This window comes from Symbiopectobacterium sp., from assembly GCF_047692315.1.
GTDB lineage: Bacteria > Pseudomonadota > Gammaproteobacteria > Enterobacterales > Enterobacteriaceae > Symbiopectobacterium.
The window spans coordinates 1-21,311 of the sequence record NZ_JBLLJS010000022.1 but is presented as its reverse complement, the minus strand read 5'-3'; the positions used below and the strand labels follow the sequence as shown (position 1 = coordinate 21,311).

Below are 21,311 nucleotides of genomic sequence, written 5' to 3'. Positions count from 1 at the left end.
TGGCGGGCTGTACTTCCTGTTCTCAGCCCGCGCTACGTCCTTCTGCCAGCCGTTTTACCAACGGTGCCATGATCAGTTCCATGGCCAACCTCATTTTCCCACCCGGCACGACCAACGTATTGATATGTGAAATAAACGAGCCTTGCAGCATGGCCAGCAGGTAAGGATAGTCAATATCCTCGACGCCCTGAAAATGGATCACCACAAAGCTTTCATCCGGCGAGGGTATTGCTTTGGCCGCAAAAGGGTTGGAGGTATCGATGGTTGGCACGCGCTGGAAGTTGATATGCGTGCGAGAAAACTGTGGCGTAATGTAGGTGATGTAATCTTCCATGGAGCGCACCACGGAATCCATCACGGCTTCACGCGAGTGACCACGTTCGTTGATATCGCGGACCAGCTTTTGAATCCATTCCAGATTGACAATAGGTACCACGCCGACCAGCAGGTCAACGTGCTGGGCCACATCGTGCTGAGCGGTAACGACCGCACCGTGCAGCCCCTCATAAAACAGCATGTCGGTGGGATGCTGCATCGGCTCCCACGGAGTAAAGGTGCCGGGTACCTGGTTGTAAGGGATGGCTTCATCATAGGTATGCAGATATTTGCGCATTTTCCCCGTGCCGTTGCGGCCATATTCGATAAATGACTGCTCAAGCAGGCTGAAGTCGTTGGCCTCGGGACCGAAGTAGCTGATATGACGGCCCAGATCTTTTGCTTTGCGGATCGCCATGTCCATTTCAGGTCGGGTATAACGGTGAAAGCTGTCGCCTTCCAGCGAAGCGGCTTTTATCTGTAGCTGCTGGAAGATCTTTCTGAATGCCAGGCTGGTGGTGGTGCCTGCTCCACTGGAGCCTGTAACGGCAATGATCGGGTGTTGTTGCGACATGCGGTTTCACTCCGTCGGATTAGGCGTTTGAGTAACACGGATCTCACTGTATAGCAGACCCTGTGACGCAAGACGACCCCCTACTCATCAGGAAACGGCGATTTATCACGTTACGAGGCGTTTTCGTGAAACTGCGTGCGCGGCATAATATTCAGCGTTTCATGCAGTTCGGACCACACCAGAACCACGTCGCCGGAGGCGAGCTGGCGGCGTATATCCCCGACTTTCTCCTCAAGTGAGCGCTCCTGCTCGCCATAGTCAGTGCCTTCGCGCAGCACAAACGATTCGATAATATTTTGCAGCGTATCGGTATCAAGCTGCTGCCAGGGAATAATCATGTTGTTGCCTCCGCGGTACTCGCAGATAAAAAGGGGGCGAACCAGGCCGGGATACGTTGTTCCAGCCACATTTCCGGTTTCAGTAATGAACCGCCGACAAACCCAACGTGCCCGCCGTGCGGCGTCAGTTGGTATTCCATGGTTGCGGGCAGGAGTGTGATATCCGGGATCACTTCTGGCGTCATGAAAGGATCGTCTTGTGCATGGATGATTAATGTCGGTGTGCGGATCGTGGGCAGTAACGTCAGCGCACTGCATTGATGGTAGTAGTCGGCAGCATCCTGAAAATCATGAATACGGGCGGTGATCGCATCATCAAACTTACGCAACCCCTTGATGCGTTGCAACTGAGCCGGGGCAATCGGTAACGAACCTAGATAGCGCGCCAGCTTGCGTCGGGCATTCTGCTTCAGTTGTTCCACCAGATAGCGCTGATAAATACGGGAAAACCCTTGCTCAAGCCTGCGGCTACAGGCGTCGAGATGAAACGGCGCGGAGACAATGGCGGCGGCGGATAACAGCCGGGCTTCTTCCCGTTTAGCCAGCAGGCAAGCCAGCATATTGCCGCCCAGAGAGATGCCGATGGCAGCGGTCGGCGCTGCGCCTAACGTATCCTGCATCCAGCGCAGCAGATAGCTGCCGTCGTCCGTCTCACCAGAATGGTAGATGCGATTAAGGCGGTTGGGGCGGCCGCTACAGCCGCGAAAATGCATAATCACGGCCAGCCAGCCTTGCTCACGGCACGCTTACAACAAGCCATGCGCATAGGGGCTGTGAAAGCTGCCTTCCAGACCGTGAAACAGCACCACACGGGGTTTGTGGCGCGCTCCTTGCGGCGCTTCACTCCATGCCAGATCGACAAAGTCGCCGTCAGGCAGATCGAGTTGTTGCCACACTGGCTACAAGCACGCGTGACGGCGAATCAGGCGCGGCAACAGCGTTTGCACATGCGGGTTATCAGCCTCGCGTAACGGGCGAAATGTTGAGGACAGCATGGGAATCAAAACGACCTCGGGAAATAGTTGTGCGATATTCATCACACTGCGCTAACCTGCTTGCGCCGCTCAGCGAGCAGCGCTTTGCAACAGACAGGTTAACGTTCAGTCAGGTCAATAAATCATACCGTAACGGTGGGGACAAGGGGCAGTCAAAACGTGGAACAGGGCTTATTTTTATCGATGTTGGGTTTTCTCTGAGTGGCGGCGATTACGCCTGGCCCCAATAACATGCTGCTGACGATATCCGGTGCCAACTTCGGCTTTATGCGATCGCTGTGACTGATGGTAGGCATTATGCTCGGTATGCAGAGCATAATGCTGCTGGTGGCATTTGGCGTAGGCGGCATGATTCTGCTCTATCCTTCGTTGCACCTGATACTTAAAGTACTTGGCAGTCTCTACTTGCTGTGGCTGGCGTGGAAAATTGCGACTGCAGCCTATGAGCGGCTGGAAACCAGCGCGCCGCCGTCGCAACCGCTGCGATTGTATCAAGGCTGGTTGCTTCAATTCCTGAATCCCAAGGCCTGGCTGATGGCGCTGGGCTCGGTAGCGAGTTTCAGTCTGACGGGCAGCGGCTATAACCACTCGGTGTTGCTGATAAGTTTTGGCATTGTGCTGGTTAATCTAATTTCTGGTGTTATCTGGCTGGGCTTCGGCACGGCGATTGGCCGCTTGTTGCGTAGCCGCAGAGCATGGGTGATTTTTAACGTCTCCATGGGCGTGCTTACGGCAGCCTGTGTGCTGCTGATTTGGCATTAGCGGGCTTCTTTTTCTTTGTGAGTATTGCGAAGGTTTCGTGCGCGCAAACCATCATCTTTATCTGCAACTGTTGCAGTGTGCGCCCGACACGGGGCGGCTCAATCGCCGTCGCCCCGTGTCCCCTGGCTTGTCGCGAGAAATCACGCCGCTGCGCAGGCTTTCGCGACATCCATGTCGCTCATCCGGCGGCCACGCCCACCTCAGCGTAATTTTTTACGCGCAGGAAATGCAAAAAACCAAAAGACGAAAACTAAACCAGTGTCATCGTTTTTTTTCTGAGAATCTCCCCGCTATACCTCATTCGGCATCTGTTCTAGTTGCTCCTGCGCCTCCAGCCAGGCCATTTCCGCTTCTTCCTGTTCGCCCTTGAGTTTGGCCTGCAGTTGCAGGCATTCCGTCAGTTCGGCTTTGCGGCTTTGATCGTACAGTTCGCTGTCAGATAAACGCGTTTCGACTTTCGCCAACGCTTCGGAAAGTTTCTCCATCTGCTGCTAATACTGAGCGATCTTTTTACGCAACGGTTGGGTTTGGGTGCGCAGTTCCGCTTCACGCCGTTTTTGATCTTTACGTGCCTGAGCATTGTTGGCTGATGCGGGCTTATCGGTGGATTCAGCCGCGCTGTTTTGGCGCTGTACGTCCGTCAGCCATTGCTGGTAATCCTCCAGATCGCCATCAAACGGCTCCACTTTGCGATCGTGTACCAGGTAGAGATCGTCCGTGGTCGATCGGATCAGATGCCGATCGTGTGAGACCACCACCAGTGCGCCTTCGAAGTCGATCAGCGCTTCTGTCAACGCCTGACGCATATCCAGATCGAGGTGGTTAGTCGGTTCATCGAGCAGCAGGTTGGGGCTCTGCCAGACGATCAGTGCCAGTACCAAACGGGCTTTTTCACCGCCCGAGAAACGCTCGGTTACTTCTGTCACCTTGTCGCCCTGAAAACCAAAGCCGCCGAGATAATCGCGTAGCTGCTGCTCGGTTTCCCGTTCTGCCAGGCGTGTCAGATGTTGCAGTGGTGATTCATCCGCACGCAGAAACTCAAGCTGATGCTGGGCGAAATAGCCGGGCTTAACGCCCTTTGCCAGCCCAATTTCACCGTGCAACGGGGCCAGTTAACCCGCTAACATATTGATCGTAATAGATTTACCGGCGCCATTGTGTCCCAGCAGGCCAATGCGTGAGCCCGGCACCAGATTGAGCTTGATGGATTCCAGAATCAGCTTGTCACCGTAACCCGCGCTGACCTTCTCCATGCGCAGCAGCGGGTTTGGCAAAGATTCCGGCGCTCGGAAACTGAAGCGAAATGGGTTATCGACGTGTGTCGGGGCAATAAGCTCCATGCGCTCCAGCATCTTGATGCGACTTTGCGCCTGCTTGGCTTTGGTGGCTTGTGCGCGAAAAGTGTTGCAAGTGCGCCACGCGCTCTTGCTGATGTTCATACAGCGCTTGTTGCTGCGCCAAACGCGTGGCGCGCTGACGTTCAAACGACGAGTAGTTGCCGGTGTATTCGAACAGCGTCTCTTGCTCGATGTGCAGGATCTTGTTGACGATAGGATCGAGAAAGTCGCGATCGTGCGAGATCAGCACCAGCGTGCCCGGATAGCTTTTCAGCCACTTTTCCAGCCAGATCACTACATCCAGATCGAGGTGGTTGGTCGGTTCATCGAGCAGCAGCAGATCGGATCGGCAAATCAGCGCCTGTGCCAGGTTAAGGCGCATACGCCATCCCCCGGAAAAATCACGTACCGGCTGCTGCAATTGGGTCTGGGTAAAGCCAAGACCATCTAGCAGGCTGGCGGCGCGCGCAGGAATGCTCCAGGCTTGAATGGCATCCAGCTTACCGTGCGCGCGGGCGATGGCGTTACCATCGTTAATATCATTTGCGTGCTGAAGTTCAGCTTCTAACTGGCGAAATTCACGATCGCCGTCAATAACATAGTCAATGGCAGGCACATCCAGCGCAGGCGTTTCCTGATTGACCCAGGCCAACGCCCAGTTACTCGGAAACTTGGCGCTACCGCCGTCGGCGCCGATCTCGCCCTTTAGCAACGAGAGCAGCGTAGACCTTGCCGCAGCCATTTTTACCGACTAACCCGACCTTCTGGCCAGGGTTGATGGTGGCGGTGGCGTTATCAAGCAAGACGCGCACGCCGCGCCGAATTTGCAAAGCGGAGAAAACAATCATAAAGCGTCACATGTTCAGAGTATGTTAAATTATACCCGTCATACTTCACGTTACAGGTGTGCTGGCTGCCTTGTTCACCAGAATTACTTACCGGAGTAAGCGTATCGGGGGAGACTCTATTGCCGCCTTCCTGCAACGCGCATTATTTAGGGTGTTTCGCGAGTATCTCGGGACAGCGAACGTCCTGTTTGTCGTATCGTTATCGCGCAGCATGTTAGCGGAAAACCTCGCTCATGACGACGCTTTGGAGGGGAATGATGTCGCAGCCACCGAAGATTTTGCTGCTGTATGCCCATCCGGAATCGCAAGACTCGGTGGCAAACCGCGTATTGTTACAACCGGCGCACCAGTTAGCTCATGTTACCGTACACGATCTGTACGCCCACTATCCGGACTTTTTTCTTGATATTCATTACGAGCAACAACTGCTGCGCGAACATCAGGTGATTGTGTTTCAGCATCCGCTCTATACCTACAGTTGCCCAGCGCTGCTAAAGGAGTGGTTTGACCGCGTGCTGTCGAGCGGGTTTGCCAATGGGATTGGCGGCAACGCGCTGGCTGGCAAATATTGGCATTCGGTAATCACCACCGGTGAACCGGAGGAGAGTTATCACCTGGAGGGGAATAACCATTACACCATGGAGGAAGTGCTGCGTCCGTTTGAAATGACGGCGGCCATGTGTCGTATGCATTGGTTGCCACCACTGATGGTGTATTGGGCTCGTCGATTACCCGCCGATGTGCTGGCAAGCTATGCCGAGGCGTATGGCGAATGGCTTGCTTCCCCGTTACCCAACGTAGTAGAGGGTGAGTGATGGAGAGTTCCCCTCTGTTGAGTGCTGGCATTCTGTTTTTGTTTGTCGCCGTGCTGATGGTGCCCATCGCCAGCCGGTTGGGTATTGGTGCGGTATTGGGGTATTTGATTGCCGGGATCGCCATTGGCCCTTGGGGACTGGGCTTTATCCGCGATGTTGATGCCATCCTGCACTTCTCCGAATTGGGCGTGGTGTTCCTGATGTTTATCATCGGGCTGGAACTGAATCCGCAAAAATTGTGGACATTGCGGCGTTCCATTTTCGGTATCGGTGCCGCACAGGTTGGGCTTAGCGCCGCGGCCCTTGGTAGTGTGCTCTATCTGACTGGCTTTTCCTGGCAGTCGGCGCTGATTGGTGGCATTGGGCTGGCGATGTCTTCCACTGCGATGGCATTGCAACTGATGCGTGAGAAAGGCATGAACCGCAGTGAATCCGGTCAGTTGGGTTTCTCGGTGCTGCTGTTTCAGGATTTGGCGATCATCCCCGCCTTGGCGCTGGTGCCTGTGCTGGCCGGTGTGCAGGGTGAAGTGACGGACTGGAAAGACGTTGCCATCAAGGTTGCTGCGTTTATCGGGATGTTGATCGGCGGGCGTTATCTGGTGCGCCCGTTGTTTCGCTTTATCGCGGCCTCGGGGGTGCGCGAGGTGTTTACCGCAGCAGCGCTGCTGCTGGTACTCGGCTCCGCGGTCTTTATGGATGCGCTGGGATTCTCCATGGCGTTGGGCACCTTTATCGCAGGCGTGTTGCTGGCGGAGAGTGAATATCGCCACGAACTGGAAATCTCCATCGAACCTTTTAAGGGGCTGCTGCTCGGGCTGTTTTTTATCTCCGTCGGTATGGCGCTCGATCTTGGCGTACTGTTTACCCATATCTACGAGGTACTGCTGGGGGTACTGCTCCTGGTCGTGGTGAAAGGGGCTGTGCTGTATGTGCTGGCGCGCGTGAACCGGATGCGACGCTCTGAACGGCTTCAGTTCGCTGGGGTGCTGAGCCAAGGCGGGGAATTTGCGTTTGTGCTGTTTTCTGCGGCAGCGGCGCACAAGGTATTACAGGGCGAACAGCTTCCGTTACTGCTGGTAACGGTCACGCTTTCCATGATGACCACACCACTGCTTATGCAGGGCATCGACCGTATTCTGGAACGCCGTTATAACGCCACCGAGGAGCCGGACGAAAAACCCTATGTGGAAGATGATGAACCGCAGGTGATTGTGATTGGGTTTGGCCGTTTCGGGCAGGTAATCGGACGTTTGCTGATGGCGAATAAAATGCGCATCACGGTACTGGAGCGTGATATCAGCGCCGTCAGCCTGATGCGTAGCTATGGCTACAAAGTATACTATGGGGATGCCACTGAGTTGGAACTGCTGCGAGCGGCGGGGGCTGAGCAGGCGCGCGCGATTGTCATTACCTGTAATGAGCCGGAAGATACCATGGCTATCGTGCACCTGTGCCAAAAGCATTTTCCCAATCTGGAAATTCTGGCGCGGGCGCGCGGGCGTGTAGAAGCCCATGAGTTGTTGCAGTCTGGTGTGAAACATTTCTCGCGTGAAACCTTCTCCAGTGCGTTGGATCTGGGGCGCAAGACGTTGATGTCGGTGGGGATGCATCCTCATCAGGCGTATCGCGCACAGCAGCATTTTCGGCGTTTGGACATGCGCATGCTGCGCGAATTGATGCCGATACGTCAGGGGGATGGCGATGTGGCGCAGATTTCACGCGTCAAGGAAGCGCGACGTGAACTGGAAGACATTTTCCAACGCGAAATGCAGCATGAACGCCGCCGTCTGGATGACTGGGATGAATACGAATAGCACGTGTCGCGTGCAGCGAGGAAGGCAAGATGCAACGTAAACGGTTTATCGCGGGTGCCGTGTGTCCCCAATGCCAGGCGCAGGATACGCTGGCCGTGGGGCAGGAAGAGCAGGTGGATGTGGTCATCTGCATCAAGTGCGGTTATCACCAGCGCCAGTCAGACCCCCCCACCCGCTGCGCTGGAACGGCAAGGTGAGAACATCATCGGTATCTTTGATCCGGATTGATCGTTGGGTCATTTTTTTATCCCAGACGGTACATAGGGATTTTTTTCAGCTACAATTTGCGCCAGTTTGCTTTCCAACGGTTGGAGATGTCATGAAAAAAGTAGCAAAAAATCTGGTGGTCAGCCTGGCCTACCAGGTACGTACAGAAGAAGATGGTGTATTGGTTGATGAGTCTCCGGTGAGTGCGCCGTTGGACTACCTGCACGGTCACGGTTCTCTGATTTCTGGTCTGGAAAAAGCGCTTGAAGGCCGCGAAATCGGTGAGAAATTTGACGTTAGCGTTGCTTCTAACGACGCTTATGGCGAATACGATGAAAACCTGGTGCAACGCGTGCCGAAAGACGTCTTTATGGGCGTTGATGAGCTGCAAGTGGGCATGCGTTTTCTGGCTGACACCGATCAAGGTCAGGTACCGGTTGAAATCACCGAAGTGGAAGATGACCACGTGGTGGTTGACGGTAACCACATGCTGGCAGGCCAAAATCTGAAGTTCAATGTGGAAGTGGTTGCTATCCGTGAAGCGACGGAAGAAGAGATTGCCCACGGCCACGTTCACGGCGAACACGATCACCACCATGAGCACGGTAAAGGCGGCCGCGATGGTGGAAACCTCCTCCAGCATGGAGGAGTTGACCGCCACCGTGACCAACAACGCACATAACGCGCGGCATGCCGGACAACTAGCGCGTCAGGCATCGGGGAACGCTAACCGCGGCGGTGAGATCATTAAGCAGGTGGTGACAACGATGTCGGACATTACCGGCAGCTCGCGGAAAATCGCGGATATCACGTCGGTCATCAACAGCATTGCTTTTCAAACCAACATACTGGCGTTAAACGCTGCGGTGGAAGCCGCGCGTGCCGGAGAGCAAGGGCGCGGGTTTGCCGTCGTCGCCAGCGAAGTGCGTAATTTGGCACAGCGCAGTTCACAAGCGGCCAGAGAAATTGAAGCCCTGATTACAGAATCAGTGACTCGGGTGGATGAAGGTTCTGTGCTGGTAGAGAAAGCGGGTAGCGCCAATTGACATTGTGATGTCAATTGGCGCCGTTGATCACATCATGAACGATATTTCAGTAGTGTCGGACGAGCAAAGTCGTGGCATTGCGCAAATTGGTGATGCGGTGACGGACATGGATCGTACCATTCAGGAAAATGCGGCAATGGTCAGTGATTCCACGGCGGCGGCATTATCCTTGGAAGCGCAGGTTGCGCGTCTTGCCTCGCTGATTGCGGTATTCCGTTTGCCAGGAAACGAGGTGTGTGAGCCGAGGGTTGTACAACGGCCAAGCGGTCTTGCTGCTTTGCCGGTAACGGTGGCACAAGGGGGATGGGTGTAGCGTAGCGTTAAAAGAGTATATTAGCGGGCTGGTCAGGCCCGCTAATGCATAAGATGCTTACCGGAGTGGCGCGCTGGAACTGCGTGGAATAAGGCTTGGCATAACGCGCCGAATGGTATCGACAGGTTCGGTGCCAGCCAGCAGCAATTCAACAGCAATAGATGCGACGTGGTCGAACGGAATATGTACCGAAGAGAGCGGAACCGGCAAACGGGCGGACAGTGGAATATCGTTATAGCCTACCAGTGATAAATCCTGACCTATCGCCAGCCCCAGTCGATGGGCCGCCGCCATAACGCCGAAGGCCAAATCGTCGTTGATGGCGAAAATGGCCGTTGGCCTGCGTGCTCCGCTCAGCAGCGCCATCCCTTCACTTTCCCCTGACTCAATGCTAAAACCGGATTCCCGAATCCAGGCGGGATTGGGGGTTAGCCCGGCTTCACGCATCGCGCGTTGAAAACCTTCCCGGCGATAAGTCGCCCCGGAGGAAAAGCTGGGGCCCGCTACCATACCGATATCACGGTGGCCGAGATCAATTAGGTGGCGGGTTGCCAGATATCCGCCCTGTTCATCGTCACCAATTGCGGAGCGGCTTACACCGTCGGTACGTAGCGCCAGAACGTGCGCTACATTTTGCTGACGCAACTCCGCCGGTAAATGGTCGTCCAGTCGGCTGGTGGCCAGGATCAGTCCGTCGACGCGCCGATCGAGCAGGGAGGCTGCCGCCTGCTTTTCTTGTACCGGATCGTCGCCACAGGTGGCAACAATGGCGAAATAACCGTAGCGCTCAGCTGCACGACAGATGGCTTCATACAGCAATGCCATTACCATATCGCTCAGGCGCGGCACCAGCACGCCGATGGTGCCTGTGCCGCCACGGCGCAGGCTCGAGGCCATAATGTCGCGTCGGTAATCCAATTCGCAACCTGACGTACGCGTTCGGCGGCTTTGCTGCGTGAAGGGGGTAACCGTTCATCCAGTACGCGGGAAACGGTGGAAACGCTCACCCCGGCTGCCGTGGCGACATCCTGCAAGGTGATGGGTTTGCTTCCCAACTTACGGCTTGGGCCGTTGGGCGGAAAGGTATTCTGGTCCATGTAATCCCTTGATTTTTATTTTTAAAAAAAAGGCACAGTGTGTTGCCAATGGCATCCGTGCGGCGTTTACGAATTTATTATGTAATGGTTCCAGGGCTTTGGCTACACCTCGGAATTTTAAATCTGCACCGCGGCAGGAAAATCAGGGATTACCGTGCGAAAGCAGGCAATAAAGCACAATATGAGAGCTTAACACGTGAGAAAAGACGGACGCAATTCTGATCGCGAATACGCCCGCCTTTCATACAGTGAGGGCGGGCGTACGGATCATGTCGGTGTCGGCGTGCGGCCATTAGCCAACGAATGGCAGCTCAGCAGCGCGAATAGCCGCTTTGATTTCCTCTTCTGCACCGGGTTCTAGTGGCAGCAGCGGGGAACGTACCGTCGCATGTTCCAGAATGCCGCGTGCAACCAGTGCGTGCTTTAGCGCCACCGTACCTTCCATGTGTGAACCACGGTGGTACACGCTCTTAGTTACAGGCAGCAGGCGGTCATGGATCTCACGGGCCTTTTTATAATCCTTCGCCTTGCCTGCTTTGATCATTTCCACCAGCAATTCCGGCGCAATGTTGCCGTAGCCTACTAGGAAACCGTCTACGTCAAAGGCGGTCGACAGCAGATATTCGTCGTGGCAGCTCAGGATTTGCAGATCCGGGCGCTCACGGCGGATTACCGGGATCTCAGTGTCCCAGCGACGCATATTACGCACGCCGTTCTTCATGGCAAACACGCCGGGCTGAGCAGAAATTTCCAGCAACGTTTCCAGGTTATAGGTGCACTTGGTGGCATCCGGGTACTGGAACAGGATCAGCGGCAGACCGCTTTCTTCGTACACCTGACGGTATTTATCCTGCGGTGCCCCTTTCTGATAGCCAAAACGCAACCAGCCATGAGAAGGATACAACAGGCCCGCAGATGCCCCGGCGCTGACGGCACGTTTGGCTTCTTCGGCTGCTACCTCGGTACCTTCGAGCGTGATGCCTGCGATGATAGGAATAGCACCGTTCACGGATTCCGCGAAGGCTTCAATCACTTTCATCTGCTCACTTTGAGACATAAATGTGCCTTCCCCAGCGTGGCCCAATACGGTCAGACTTTTGACACCGTCGATGCTGGCAAGCCAGGCCCCCAGTTTTTTACAAGCGGCGTAATCCACGGAACCATCGCGGTTGAACGGAGTGATGGGGGCAGGATTCAGGCCACGTAAATCGATATTAATTTTGGTCATGATGTTCTCTTTTTAATGTCATCGGGAAGAATGAAAGAACGAATAATAATGTTATCATTATCATTATCATTATCATTATCATTTTTGGTTTTTCTTAACGGACTGTCAAGAGAGATTTGTTATGAGCGATTTTGGCTAACGGCGTAAGGTGGGTTGGTTATATTATTAAAATCAATTTGTTGGTTGGGTTTTATGCGCATGGGCAATCATTAAAACGGCCTGATGTGATGTGAAAAATGTGATCTGACGCAACCGTAGAGCCACGGATGCGCCAGTGTTGTCGGCTAATAATGTGGCGGTGGCGTCTCTTCGGATTGTGAGGCGACAAGAGAAGGGGAGGTTGCTTTCAGCTTTTCCACCAGCAGGCGCAGGTGCTCGCGTATCTTTGCCATTTCCAACTCATGCTGGACGACCGTCTGATTCAACTCATCGATGGTGAGCTCCTGAAAAGCCAGTTTGCTTTCAAGCATTTCAATGCGTTGCTCGAGATGCGAATGGGGCATTGCGATTCCTCTGTATTTTGTCTTGTCTAGCCGAATATTCGGAACCTCCGGACATCGACGAGGTCGGAGAATGGGCCTATGAATAATTCAGGGAATTTTATCAAAGGATTGTTGTGTGTGTCGTTGTGTTGTCTCGATACGCACAGTTATAGTAGTCGTGCATTTACGATTAATATTTCTGGAGCCTGTCGTTCCAGACCGGGAGATAATAGATGAGATCACTATTTAAAGTAACGCTGTTAGCGACGACGATGGCACTGACGCTGAATGCCAACCTGGTAATGGCAGCAGATGCGGCCAAAGCGTCCGATGCGGCCCCAGCGGCAAAATTCAAGAGCGATGAGGATGCCGCCGCTTATGCGCTGGGTGCTTCCTTGGGCCGTTACATGGATAATTCCCTGAAAGAGCAGGAAAAGCTGGGCATCACGCTGAATAAAGATCAACTGATTGCCGGCGTTCAGGACGCGTTCGCTGATAAGAGCAAACTGAGCGACGAAGAGATTGAGAAAACCCTGCAAGGTTTCGAAACGCGCGTGAAAACGGCAGTAGAAGCGAAAATGAAGCAGGATGCCAAAGAGAGCGCTGAAAAAGGCACCAAATTCCGTGATGCGTTTGCCAAAGAAAAAGGCGTGAAGAAAACGGAATCTGGCCTGCTGTATCTGGTAGAAAAAGAGGGTACGGGCGCAGCACCGAAAGAGAGCGATACCGTTGTCGTTAACTACAAAGGCACGCTGGTTGACGGTAGCGAGTTCGATAACTCTTACAAACGTGGCGAACCGCTCTCCTTCCGTCTTGACGGCGTTATCCCGGGCTGGACCGAAGGGCTGAAGCAGGTCAAAAAAGGTGGGAAAATCAAATTGGTTATTCCGCCTGAGTTAGCTTACGGCGAAAACGGCGTTCCGGGCATTCCGGCGAACTCTACGCTGGTGTTTGAAGTGGAACTGCTGGATATCAAGGCGGACGCTGATGTTAAACCGGCTGCCAAAGCAGAAAAACCTGCAGCAGAAAAAAGCGCTAAATAATTAGCGTTATATTGCTTCAGTAGTCATTCAGCCGTGGGGTAACCTGCGGCTTTTTTATGGCGCCTATTCAGGAAAGCAGAGGCGGGAAGGTGACCTCCGCCAGTGCGCCGCTGCCGTCACGCAAGTTGCTGAGCTGCAATGTGCCATGATGCAACTGCGCCACGCGGGTGACGATGCTCAATTCAAGTCCAATGCCGCCGTAGCGGGTGTCCATGCGAACAAATGCTTTGCTTAATTCGCCAACTTTGCTTTCATCAATGCCCGGTCCCTGGTCGCGTATCTGCAAGGTGATTTGCGGATTGGCGGTAAGCCGCACGGTAATGATGCTCGCGGGCGGGTTGTAGCGGTGAGCGTTTTCGATCAGATTACGCAGCAGCAGTTCCGTCAGTGCAAACGGTTTGACCAGATAGTCATCGGCACCGGAATCCAATCCGCTGACGCGATCGTCGATGGTATCGCGGGCCGTCAGGATCAACACCGGTATGTGCTGATGGTGTTTGCGCCAGCGAGCCAGCAGTTGCAGGCCATCACCATCGGGCAAGCCTAAATCCAAAACCACCAGACTGTACTGTGCGCTGTTTAACAGCGCATCCGCTTGTTTGGCTCCGCCCGCGCAATCACAGGCGTATCCCTCCTGGCTGAGCGCCAGTAACAATCCTTCTTGCAATAAGGCATCATCTTCTACAATCAACAATCTCATGCAGTTCGATCCCGGCATCCCTTGAGGATATCCAATTCAGGCTGATATTCGCTGGTAGTAACATTAAGAATTCCCAGTATGGTGTGAAACAGATTGTCTTGCGAATAACTTTGCGTTTGCGCACGTTGTCGCAAACACGTCTCCTGCACAGCGAATTGTTGTTCGTAGCCGTGCGACAGCCACATCAGCATCGGGATATGTGTTTGCTGTGAAGGGGCGACGGCATAGGGCATGCTGTGCAGGTAAACGCCATCTTCTCCCAATGATTCTCCATGATCGGAGAGATAAACCAATGCGGTGTTGAACTTATCCTTATGGGTTTTCAGAAGATCGATGGCTTTGTTTAACGTGTTATCCAGATACAGTAGCGTGTTGTCATAGGTGTTGGTTAACGCTTCCCGAGAACAGTTCTGAATCTGGTTGGTATCGCAGGTCGGTGTAAAGTGTTTGAACGCATCCGGGTAGCGTTTGTAATAGGCCGGTCCGTGGCTGCCAATCATATGCAGGACGATAATGGCATCGCCACTCAATTGATTAATATGATCTTCTACCTCGGTAAACAGTGCCTCATCGTAACATTCTCCCCCGTTGCACAAACCGGGCGCTGCGATTTTGGGAATGTCTGTGTTAGGGATGCGATCGCAGACGCCTTTGCATCCGCCGTCGTTTTCCTGCCACAGAACATTGATGCCCGAACGTTGAACAATATCCAACAGCCCTTCCTGATGGCTGGCCAGTGCGGCATCGTATTGCGTGCGCGGCATATTAGAAAACATGCAGGGAACTGAAACGCCCGTTGAGGTCCCGCACGACCGCGTGTTGGGGAAATAGATGAAGTTGGCTTTTTTCAACTGCGGATTGGTTTCTTTGCTGTATCCTCCCAGCGAGAAGTTTTCGGCGCGAGCGGTTTCCCCTACCACTAGAATAACCAGGTTTTTCTTATCATTAGCGCCGGCAGTGCGTGGCCCTTGATGCGCATCCAGACCGATCTGCACCAGCGGCTGGTTAGCCAGCGCCTGATGTTTAAAGTAGGAAAGATTCGCTGCGATCACATTGCTGGGGGTAATAGATTTAACCAACCCCTTGTTATTTCGCATTAATAACGCGTAATCTTTGTAAAATACGGCGGCGACGAGCAGTATTGTCAGCAGTGACAGTGCGATAATCAGAAATCGCTGACCAAGACTGATTATCGTAAATGCCGTAGGTTTTATTTTTACCCACAAAGCGAACCCGGCAGGCAAGATGCCGAGCAGCAATATCCAAAGCGCAAGCTGCGGCGTTAACAGATCGACAGATTCCGACACATTGGTTTCCATCAGATTCTGTATCATGGTGCGATCGATAATAATGCTGTAGTTCAGCATGAAATATTGCACTATTGCACTATTGCACTGAAGCGCCCGCGACCAGCAGTGCAGCAATGGCCCATTGCCGCAGATAGGGAATCGCGAACAGTGTAAAGACGATATTCAGCACGGCGAAAATGGCCAACGGCATGCTAAGGAAAAAAGGCAGCGTTGCGCGCTGGCTGAAATCCAGCAGATGCAGCGTTTGACGATAGTAGGCAACATTTTGTACCAGCGTGACAAAGGCGGAGAAAAACAGCACGTAGCCGATGCTTGTCCACTGGGGGCGAGAAAGGGTAAAGCGAATTTTCATGGCTATCTCAATGAATAAATACAAAATGAGTGATAGCGCGTGACGGTAAGATAATAAAATTAAGCCAACCTTAAGACGGCGTTCAGATGTCGTGTAAAAGGGAGCCACACCGTGAAATGCGGGGACGGGAGAAGGGACATTTGGTAGACTATGCCCAAAATAATTCGAGTTGCAGGAAGGCGGCAAGAGAGTGAGTCCCGATGAGCTTACTCCGGTAAGTGATTCGGGTGACAAATCTGCCGGGAGCAGATTTGAACGCCGCTTGCGGCGGCCTCGTTAGAGCTGAGGCCCAGAAATGGGCCGAATAACGAGCGCAGCCAACACACCTGCGACTTGAAGTATGACGGGTAATGTCCTGTTAATACTGAGCGCCTAAACCATTAGGGCTATTAAAAATAGATGATGTCGAGGATGGTGTCAGCCATGTCAAATTCGCTTGTGTCTGGCGAATCATATGAACTTGATTTGCTGGAGGAACGGCCGTTTAACCCAACGGACCATGAGATCCTGAAATCGTACGAAGCGGTGGTGGATGGTCTGGCAATGCTGATCGGTGAGCATTGTGAAATCGTTCTGCACTCGTTGGAAGATCTCAAATGTTCGGCAGTGCGCATTGCTAACGGTGAACATACCGGGCGCAAAATCGGTTCGCCGATTACCGATCTGGCACTGCGCATGCTGCATGACATGGCGGGAGAGGACAGTAGCGTTTCCAAGGCCTACTTCACGCGTGCCAAGAGCGGTGTGCTGATGAAATCGGTCACCATTGCTATTTGTAATCGCGAGCAGCGTGTGATTGGCCTGCTGTGCATCAACATGAACCTTGATGTGCCTTTTTCCCAGATTGTACAGACCTTTATTCCGCCGGAAACCCATGAAGTGGCCTCCTCGGTCAACTTTGCTTCCTCCGTGGACGACCTCGTTGCGCAGACGCTCGAGTTTTCTATCGAAGAGGTGAATGCGGATCGCAACGTTTCTAACAATGCCAAGAACCGGCAAATTGTGCTGAACCTCTATGAAAAAGGCATTTTCGATATCAAGGATGCGATCAATCAGGTGGCTGAACGTTTGAATATTTCCAAGCACACCGTTTATCTCTACATCCGCCAGTTCAAGAACGGTGATTTCAGCGGGCACGATCGCTGATGTTGCGCTATTGCCTCTTGGTGACAGGCCCGGCATACGGTACGCAGCAGGCGAGTAGCGCACTGCTGTTTGCCCGGGTGCTGATTGCGCAAGGGCACTGTCTTGAAAGCGTCTTTTTTTATCGGGAAGGGGTGTTAAACGCCAATCAGTTGACCTCCCCGGCCAATGACGAGTTTGATTTGACGCGCGCCTGGCAGCAACTAGGCACAACGCACCAGGTGGCGCTGAATGTCTGTGTGGCTGCCGCGCTGCGTCGTGGGGTCACGGATAGCGAACAGGCGACACTGCTCAAATTGCCTGCATCCAATCTGCAACCCGGATTTTCACTGAGCGGCTTGGGTGAACTGGCCCAAGCCGTGTTGACGTGCGATCGCGTCGTTCAATTTTAAGGAGCGATAATGAAACGTGTCGCTTTCTTGTTTACCCATGCGCCGCACGGTGATGCCTCCGGGCGAGAAGGGCTGGATGCATTGCTGGCAACGTCTGCGCTGACCGATGATATTGGCGTCTTTTTTATCGGTGACGGCGTGCTGCAACTGTTGCCCGGTCAGCAGCCTGACAACATCCTGATGCGTAACTATATTGCCACGTTTGGCGTGTTGCCGTTGTACGATATCGAGCGTTGCTATCTATGTGCAGCGTCTGCCGAGCAGCGTGGCCTGGCCGCAGACACTGCATGGGTGATCGATGTTGAACCGCTCACGCCGGATGTCCTGCGTACTACACTTGCCCACTATGATACTGTCATCACGTTTTAATCGGAGAGTGTTACGCTTATGCAGCCTGTAACCCAGCCTACGAAAACCCGCTTGCATGCGCTTTCCCGTTCGCCGTATCAAACCGATATTGATGCCATGCTGCGTTGCGTTATGCCACAGGATGCGCTGCTGCTCTTGCAAGACGGTGTCATTGCGGCGCTGGGACAGGGGAATGTGGCGACGCGCCTGCTGGCGTTGGGCATTCCTGTCTATGCTTTGCGAGAAGATGTGGAGGCTCGCGGGTTGGTTGAACAAATTTCGACCGCTATTCCGCTGGTCGACTATACTGAATTTGTCCGGCTGACCGCCCAACACGCAGTGCAACTGGCGTGGTGATGCTGAAATTTTGACTATTTCTTGACTCCTTTCACCGCCAGCCCTAAAATTCTGCGTTCCCATATTTTACTCTGTCGAATATGGGGTGATTTATCATGTGTTTACGAAGCAAAAAAACCAGGAGTTTTTAATGGCAACAATTAACCAGCTGGTTCGCAAGCCGCGCTCACTGAAGGTTGCAAAAAGCAACGTTCCTGCGCTGGAAGCGTGCCCGCAAAAACGTGGTGTATGTACTCGCGTATATACCACCACTCCGAAAAAACCAAACTCTGCACTGCGTAAAGTATGCCGTGTGCGTTTGACTAACGGTTTTGAAGTGACTTCCTACATCGGTGGTGAAGGTCACAACCTGCAGGAGCACTCCGTGATCCTGATCCGTGGCGGTCGTGTTAAAGACCTCCCGGGTGTGCGTTACCATACCGTACGTGGTGCACTGGACTGCTCTGGTGTTAAAGATCGTAAGCAGAGCCGTTCCAAGTACGGCGTTAAGCGTCCCAAGGCTTAATGGTTCTCCGTTAAGTAAGGCCAAACGTTTTAACTTAAATGTCAAACTAAACTCGTAGAGTTTTGGACAATCCTGAATTAACAACGGAGTATTTCCATGCCACGTCGTCGCGTCATTGGTCAACGTAAAATTCTGCCGGATCCTAAGTTCGGATCTGAATTACTGGCCAAATTTGTAAACATTCTGATGGTAGACGGTAAAAAATCTACTGCAGAAGCAATCGTCTATACCGCGCTGGAAACCCTGGCTCAGCGTTCTGGTAAAAGCGAACTGGAAGCTTTCGAAGTCGCTCTGGACAACGTTCGTCCGACTGTCGAAGTTAAGTCCCGCCGTGTAGGTGGTTCAACTTATCAGGTTCCGGTTGAAGTCCGTCCGGTCCGTCGTAATGCTCTGGCAATGCGTTGGATCGTAGAAGCTGCTCGTAAACGCGGTGATAAATCGATGGCTCTGCGCCTGGCGAACGAACTTTCTGATGCAGCAGACAACAAAGGTACTGCTGTTAAGAAACGTGAAGACGTTCACCGCATGGCCGAAGCCAACAAGGCGTTCGCTCACTACCGCTGGTAATCCCCGCGGGCTAACCAGGCGGGCGTGCTTTGCGGCCCGCCCGTTTGTGTTAACTAATGATTTGAACGTCCGAAGATATAGAAGATAGAGGAAACAGATGGCTCGTACAACACCCATTGCACGCTACCGTAATATCGGTATCAGTGCACACATCGACGCCGGTAAAACCACCACCACAGAACGTATTCTGTTCTACACAGGTGTAAACCACAAAATCGGTGAAGTTCACGACGGCGCCGCCACGATGGACTGGATGGAGCAGGAGCAAGAGCGTGGGATTACCATCACCTCCGCTGCGACTACTGCGTTCTGGTCTGGTATGGCGAAGCAGTTTGAGCCGCACCGCGTAAACATCATCGACACCCCGGGACACGTTGACTTCACTATCGAAGTAGAACGTTCCATGCGTGTTCTTGATGGTGCTGTCATGGTTTACTGTGCTGTTGGTGGTGTTCAGCCGCAGTCTGAAACCGTATGGCGTCAGGCTAACAAATACAAGGTTCCACGCATCGCGTTCGTTAACAAAATGGACCGTATGGGCGCGAACTTCCTGAAGGTCGTTGGTCAGATCAAAACCCGTCTGGGCGCGAACCCGGTTCCGTTGCAGTTGGCGATTGGTGCTGAAGAAGGTTTCACCGGTGTTGTTGACCTGGTGAAAATGAAAGCGATCAACTGGAACGAAGCCGATCAGGGCGTCACCTTCGAATACGAAGATATCCCGGCTGACATGCAGGAACTGGCTGACGAATGGCACCAGAACCTGATCGAATCCGCTGCGGAAGCTTCCGAAGAGCTGATGGAAAAATACCTGGGCGGTGAAGAACTGGCTGAAGAAGAGATCAAAAAGGCTCTGCGTCAGCGCGTTCTGAACAACGAAATCATCCTGGTAACCTGTGGTTCAGCCTTTAAGAACAAAGGCGTGCAGGCGATGCTGGATGCCGTTGTTGATTATCTGCCGTCTCCGGTTGATGTACCGGCGATCAACGGTATCCTGGATGACGGTAAAGACACGCCGGCTGAACGTCACGCAAGCGATGACGAGCCGTTCTCTGCGCTGGCATTCAAAATTGCTACTGACCCGTTTGTGGGTAACCTGACGTTCTTCCGCGTGTACTCCGGTGTGGTTAACTCCGGTGATACCGTGCTGAACTCCGTGAAAGCGGCGCGTGAGCGTTTTGGCCGTATCGTTCAGATGCATGCCAACAAACGTGAAGAGATCAAAGAAGTTCGCGCAGGTGACATCGCGGCAGCGATCGGTCTGAAAGATGTGACCACAGGTGATACCCTGTGCGATCCGGATTCTCCGATCATCCTGGAACGTATGGAGTTCCCGGAGCCGGTTATCTCTATCGCCGTTGAACCGAAAACCAAAGCTGACCAGGAAAAAATGGGTCTGGCTCTGGGCCGTCTGGCGAAAGAAGACCCGTCCTTCCGCGTATGGACTGACGAAGAATCTAACCAGACCATCATCGCTGGTATGGGTGAGCTGCACCTCGACATCATCGTTGACCGTATGAAGCGTGAGTTCAACGTTGAAGCGAACGTCGGTAAACCTCAGGTTGCTTACCGTGAAGCGATTCGCGCGAAAGTTACCGATATCGAAGGTAAACACGCCAAGCAGTCTGGTGGTCGTGGTCAGTACGGTCACGTGGTTATCGACCTGTATCCGTTGGAGCCGGGCTCAAACCCGAAAGGTTACGAGTTCATCAACGACATCAAGGGTGGTGTAATTCCTGGCGAATACATCCCTGCCGTTGATAAAGGCATCCAGGAACAGCTGAAAGCGGGCCCGCTGGCGGGTTACCCGGTGGTCGATCTCGGCGTGCGTCTGCACTTCGGTTCTTACCATGACGTTGACTCCTCTGAACTGGCGTTTAAACTGGCTGCTTCTATCGCCTTTAAAGATGGCTTCAAGAAAGCAAAACCTGTTCTGCTTGAGCCTATCATGAAGGTTGAAGTTGAAACGCCGGAAGAGAACACCGGTGACGTTATCGGTGACCTTAGCCGCCGTCGTGGTATGCTGCGTGGTCAGGAGTCCAACGTGACTGGCGTTGTGATTCATGCTGAAGTTCCGCTGTCTGAAATGTTCGGATACGCAACTCAACTGCGTTCTCTGACCAAAGGCCGTGCTTCTTACTCCATGGAGTTCCTGAAGTACGATGATGCGCCGAACAACGTTGCTCAGGCCGTTATTGAAGCTCGTGGTAAGTAATTACCAAGCCTAATACAATTGATCCCATGCCCTCTCCATTGGGAGGGTATTTGAGTAAGGAATATAGCCGTGTCTAAAGAAAAATTTGAACGTACAAAACCCCACGTTAACGTCGGTACTATCGGCCACGTTGACCATGGTAAAACCACGCTGACCGCAGCAATCACCACCGTTCTGGCAAAAACCTACGGCGGTAACGCTCGCGCATTCG

The 21,311-nt window shown here is 53.2% G+C and carries 18 protein-coding genes and 7 pseudogenes; 16 read left to right on the top strand and 9 right to left on the bottom strand.

The features are described 5' to 3' along the window. Positions 1-22 precede the first annotated feature (22 nt). From ACMZI0_RS12045 to ACMZI0_RS12035, 3 genes and pseudogenes are all read right to left on the bottom strand, one after another. Complete coding sequence (locus ACMZI0_RS12045) at positions 23-889, bottom strand: phosphoribulokinase (RefSeq protein WP_415673135.1); 867 nt, start codon at positions 887-889, stop codon at positions 23-25. A 110-nt stretch (positions 890-999) separates the two neighbouring features. Next, positions 1,000-1,227, bottom strand: a complete 228-nt coding sequence (locus tag ACMZI0_RS12040) for a YheU family protein (RefSeq protein WP_415673134.1) — start codon at positions 1,225-1,227, stop codon at positions 1,000-1,002. Further along, positions 1,224-2,219: pseudogene (locus tag ACMZI0_RS12035) on the bottom strand (hydrolase). Before ACMZI0_RS12035 ends, ACMZI0_RS12040 begins: the two are co-directional and overlap by 4 nt. Positions 2,220-2,251: 32 nt before the next feature. Here ACMZI0_RS12035 and ACMZI0_RS12030 point away from each other — a divergent pair. Together ACMZI0_RS12030 and ACMZI0_RS12025 are read left to right on the top strand one after the other, a co-directional pair. Further along, on the top strand, positions 2,252-2,452 hold the full coding sequence (locus tag ACMZI0_RS12030; protein WP_415673133.1) for a hypothetical protein: 201 nt from the start codon (positions 2,252-2,254) through the stop codon (positions 2,450-2,452). A 1-nt stretch (position 2,453) separates the two neighbouring features. After that, a pseudogene (locus tag ACMZI0_RS12025) lies at positions 2,454-2,984 on the top strand (LysE family translocator). 290 nt (positions 2,985-3,274) lie between these two features. On the opposite strand, the pseudogene ACMZI0_RS12020 reads toward ACMZI0_RS12025, so the two are convergent. Further along, a pseudogene (locus ACMZI0_RS12020) lies at positions 3,275-5,169 on the bottom strand (ABC transporter ATP-binding protein). A gap of 257 nt (positions 5,170-5,426) precedes the next feature. Here ACMZI0_RS12020 and kefG point away from each other — a divergent pair. The 5 genes and pseudogenes from kefG to ACMZI0_RS11995 all read left to right on the top strand — a co-directional run. After that, the gene (kefG, locus tag ACMZI0_RS12015) at positions 5,427-5,984 is read left to right on the top strand and encodes a glutathione-regulated potassium-efflux system ancillary protein KefG (RefSeq protein ID WP_415673149.1); all 558 of its coding nucleotides are present in this window, start codon (positions 5,427-5,429) and stop codon (positions 5,982-5,984) included. Then, a complete protein-coding gene (kefB, locus tag ACMZI0_RS12010; RefSeq protein WP_415673132.1) occupies positions 5,984-7,798 on the top strand; it encodes a glutathione-regulated potassium-efflux system protein KefB in 1,815 nt (604 codons plus the stop codon). The genes kefG and kefB overlap by 1 nt, the downstream gene beginning before the upstream one ends. Before the next feature lie 29 nt (positions 7,799-7,827). Continuing rightward, positions 7,828-8,026 (top strand): annotated as a pseudogene (locus ACMZI0_RS12005) (YheV family putative zinc ribbon protein). A 91-nt stretch (positions 8,027-8,117) separates the two neighbouring features. Then, positions 8,118-8,687, top strand: a complete 570-nt coding sequence (slyD, locus tag ACMZI0_RS12000) for a peptidylprolyl isomerase (protein WP_415673131.1) — start codon at positions 8,118-8,120, stop codon at positions 8,685-8,687. After that, positions 8,587-9,364 (top strand): annotated as a pseudogene (locus ACMZI0_RS11995) (methyl-accepting chemotaxis protein); the annotation flags it as partial. The gene slyD and the pseudogene ACMZI0_RS11995, both read left to right, overlap by 101 nt. A gap of 57 nt (positions 9,365-9,421) precedes the next feature. On the opposite strand, the pseudogene ACMZI0_RS11990 reads toward ACMZI0_RS11995, so the two are convergent. The 3 genes and pseudogenes from ACMZI0_RS11990 to ACMZI0_RS11980 form a co-directional block, all read right to left on the bottom strand. Next, positions 9,422-10,461: pseudogene (locus ACMZI0_RS11990) on the bottom strand (LacI family DNA-binding transcriptional regulator). A gap of 292 nt (positions 10,462-10,753) precedes the next feature. Further along, on the bottom strand, positions 10,754-11,689 hold the full coding sequence (locus ACMZI0_RS11985; protein WP_415673130.1) for a dihydrodipicolinate synthase family protein: 936 nt from the start codon (positions 11,687-11,689) through the stop codon (positions 10,754-10,756). Positions 11,690-11,973: 284 nt separating this feature from the next. After that, a complete protein-coding gene (locus ACMZI0_RS11980; RefSeq protein ID WP_415673129.1) occupies positions 11,974-12,192 on the bottom strand; it encodes a protein SlyX in 219 nt (72 codons plus the stop codon). A 212-nt stretch (positions 12,193-12,404) separates the two neighbouring features. On the opposite strand from ACMZI0_RS11980, the gene fkpA reads away from it, so the two are divergent. Then, a complete protein-coding gene (gene fkpA, locus ACMZI0_RS11975; RefSeq protein ID WP_415673128.1) occupies positions 12,405-13,214 on the top strand; it encodes an FKBP-type peptidyl-prolyl cis-trans isomerase in 810 nt (269 codons plus the stop codon). A gap of 67 nt (positions 13,215-13,281) precedes the next feature. Here fkpA and ACMZI0_RS11970 read toward each other — a convergent pair whose 3' ends face one another. Next, positions 13,282-13,914 (bottom strand): response regulator, encoded by a 633-nt coding sequence (locus ACMZI0_RS11970; protein ID WP_415673127.1) that lies wholly within the window; start codon positions 13,912-13,914, stop codon positions 13,282-13,284. Beyond that, positions 13,911-15,576 (bottom strand): annotated as a pseudogene (gene eptA, locus ACMZI0_RS11965) (phosphoethanolamine transferase EptA). The gene ACMZI0_RS11970 and the pseudogene eptA overlap by 4 nt, the downstream one beginning before the upstream one ends. A 423-nt stretch (positions 15,577-15,999) precedes the next feature. Here eptA and ACMZI0_RS11960 point away from each other — a divergent pair. The 8 genes from ACMZI0_RS11960 to ACMZI0_RS11925 form a co-directional block, all read left to right on the top strand. Then, complete coding sequence (locus tag ACMZI0_RS11960) at positions 16,000-16,722, top strand: helix-turn-helix transcriptional regulator (protein WP_415673126.1); 723 nt, start codon at positions 16,000-16,002, stop codon at positions 16,720-16,722. After that, a complete protein-coding gene (gene tusD / locus ACMZI0_RS11955; protein WP_415673125.1) occupies positions 16,722-17,111 on the top strand; it encodes a sulfurtransferase complex subunit TusD in 390 nt (129 codons plus the stop codon). The genes ACMZI0_RS11960 and tusD overlap by 1 nt, the downstream gene beginning before the upstream one ends. Positions 17,112-17,120: 9 nt before the next feature. Next, complete coding sequence (tusC, locus tag ACMZI0_RS11950; RefSeq protein WP_415673124.1) at positions 17,121-17,480, top strand: sulfurtransferase complex subunit TusC; 360 nt, start codon at positions 17,121-17,123, stop codon at positions 17,478-17,480. A gap of 18 nt (positions 17,481-17,498) precedes the next feature. Continuing rightward, complete coding sequence (tusB, locus tag ACMZI0_RS11945; RefSeq protein WP_415673123.1) at positions 17,499-17,816, top strand: sulfurtransferase complex subunit TusB; 318 nt, start codon at positions 17,499-17,501, stop codon at positions 17,814-17,816. A 130-nt stretch (positions 17,817-17,946) separates the two neighbouring features. Then, the gene (gene rpsL / locus ACMZI0_RS11940; protein WP_195315730.1) at positions 17,947-18,321 is read left to right on the top strand and encodes a 30S ribosomal protein S12; all 375 of its coding nucleotides are present in this window, start codon (positions 17,947-17,949) and stop codon (positions 18,319-18,321) included. Positions 18,322-18,417: 96 nt separating this feature from the next. Continuing rightward, the gene (gene rpsG, locus ACMZI0_RS11935) at positions 18,418-18,888 is read left to right on the top strand and encodes a 30S ribosomal protein S7 (RefSeq protein WP_012768096.1); all 471 of its coding nucleotides are present in this window, start codon (positions 18,418-18,420) and stop codon (positions 18,886-18,888) included. A gap of 97 nt (positions 18,889-18,985) precedes the next feature. Next, positions 18,986-21,100: an elongation factor G gene (fusA, locus tag ACMZI0_RS11930; protein WP_415673122.1), complete on the top strand. Its 2,115-nt coding sequence runs from the start codon at positions 18,986-18,988 to the stop codon at positions 21,098-21,100. 69 nt (positions 21,101-21,169) lie between these two features. Further along, positions 21,170-21,311 (top strand): GTP-binding protein (locus tag ACMZI0_RS11925; protein ID WP_072161945.1); only part of this gene is annotated, 142 nt, incomplete at its 3' end.

Bases quoted from the DNA above. Each gene is read 5' to 3' on its own strand.
- ACMZI0_RS11960 (WP_415673126.1), top strand. From the start codon at position 16,000: ATGTCAAATTCGCTTGTGTCTGGCGAATCATATGAACTTGATTTGCTG.
- slyD (WP_415673131.1), top strand. From the start codon at position 8,118: ATGAAAAAAGTAGCAAAAAATCTGGTGGTCAGCCTGGCCTACCAGGTA.
- ACMZI0_RS11970 (WP_415673127.1), bottom strand. From the start codon at position 13,914: ATGAGATTGTTGATTGTAGAAGATGATGCCTTATTGCAAGAAGGATTG.
- rpsG (WP_012768096.1), top strand. From the start codon at position 18,418: ATGCCACGTCGTCGCGTCATTGGTCAACGTAAAATTCTGCCGGATCCT.
- tusC (WP_415673124.1), top strand. From the start codon at position 17,121: ATGAAACGTGTCGCTTTCTTGTTTACCCATGCGCCGCACGGTGATGCC.
- ACMZI0_RS12045 (WP_415673135.1), bottom strand. From the start codon at position 889: ATGTCGCAACAACACCCGATCATTGCCGTTACAGGCTCCAGTGGAGCA.
- tusD (WP_415673125.1), top strand. From the start codon at position 16,722: ATGTTGCGCTATTGCCTCTTGGTGACAGGCCCGGCATACGGTACGCAG.
- rpsL (WP_195315730.1), top strand. From the start codon at position 17,947: ATGGCAACAATTAACCAGCTGGTTCGCAAGCCGCGCTCACTGAAGGTT.
- ACMZI0_RS11985 (WP_415673130.1), bottom strand. From the start codon at position 11,689: ATGACCAAAATTAATATCGATTTACGTGGCCTGAATCCTGCCCCCATC.
- kefG (WP_415673149.1), top strand. From the start codon at position 5,427: ATGTCGCAGCCACCGAAGATTTTGCTGCTGTATGCCCATCCGGAATCG.
- kefB (WP_415673132.1), top strand. From the start codon at position 5,984: ATGGAGAGTTCCCCTCTGTTGAGTGCTGGCATTCTGTTTTTGTTTGTC.
- ACMZI0_RS12040 (WP_415673134.1), bottom strand. From the start codon at position 1,227: ATGATTATTCCCTGGCAGCAGCTTGATACCGATACGCTGCAAAATATT.
- ACMZI0_RS11980 (WP_415673129.1), bottom strand. From the start codon at position 12,192: ATGCCCCATTCGCATCTCGAGCAACGCATTGAAATGCTTGAAAGCAAA.
- fusA (WP_415673122.1), top strand. From the start codon at position 18,986: ATGGCTCGTACAACACCCATTGCACGCTACCGTAATATCGGTATCAGT.
- fkpA (WP_415673128.1), top strand. From the start codon at position 12,405: ATGAGATCACTATTTAAAGTAACGCTGTTAGCGACGACGATGGCACTG.
- tusB (WP_415673123.1), top strand. From the start codon at position 17,499: ATGCAGCCTGTAACCCAGCCTACGAAAACCCGCTTGCATGCGCTTTCC.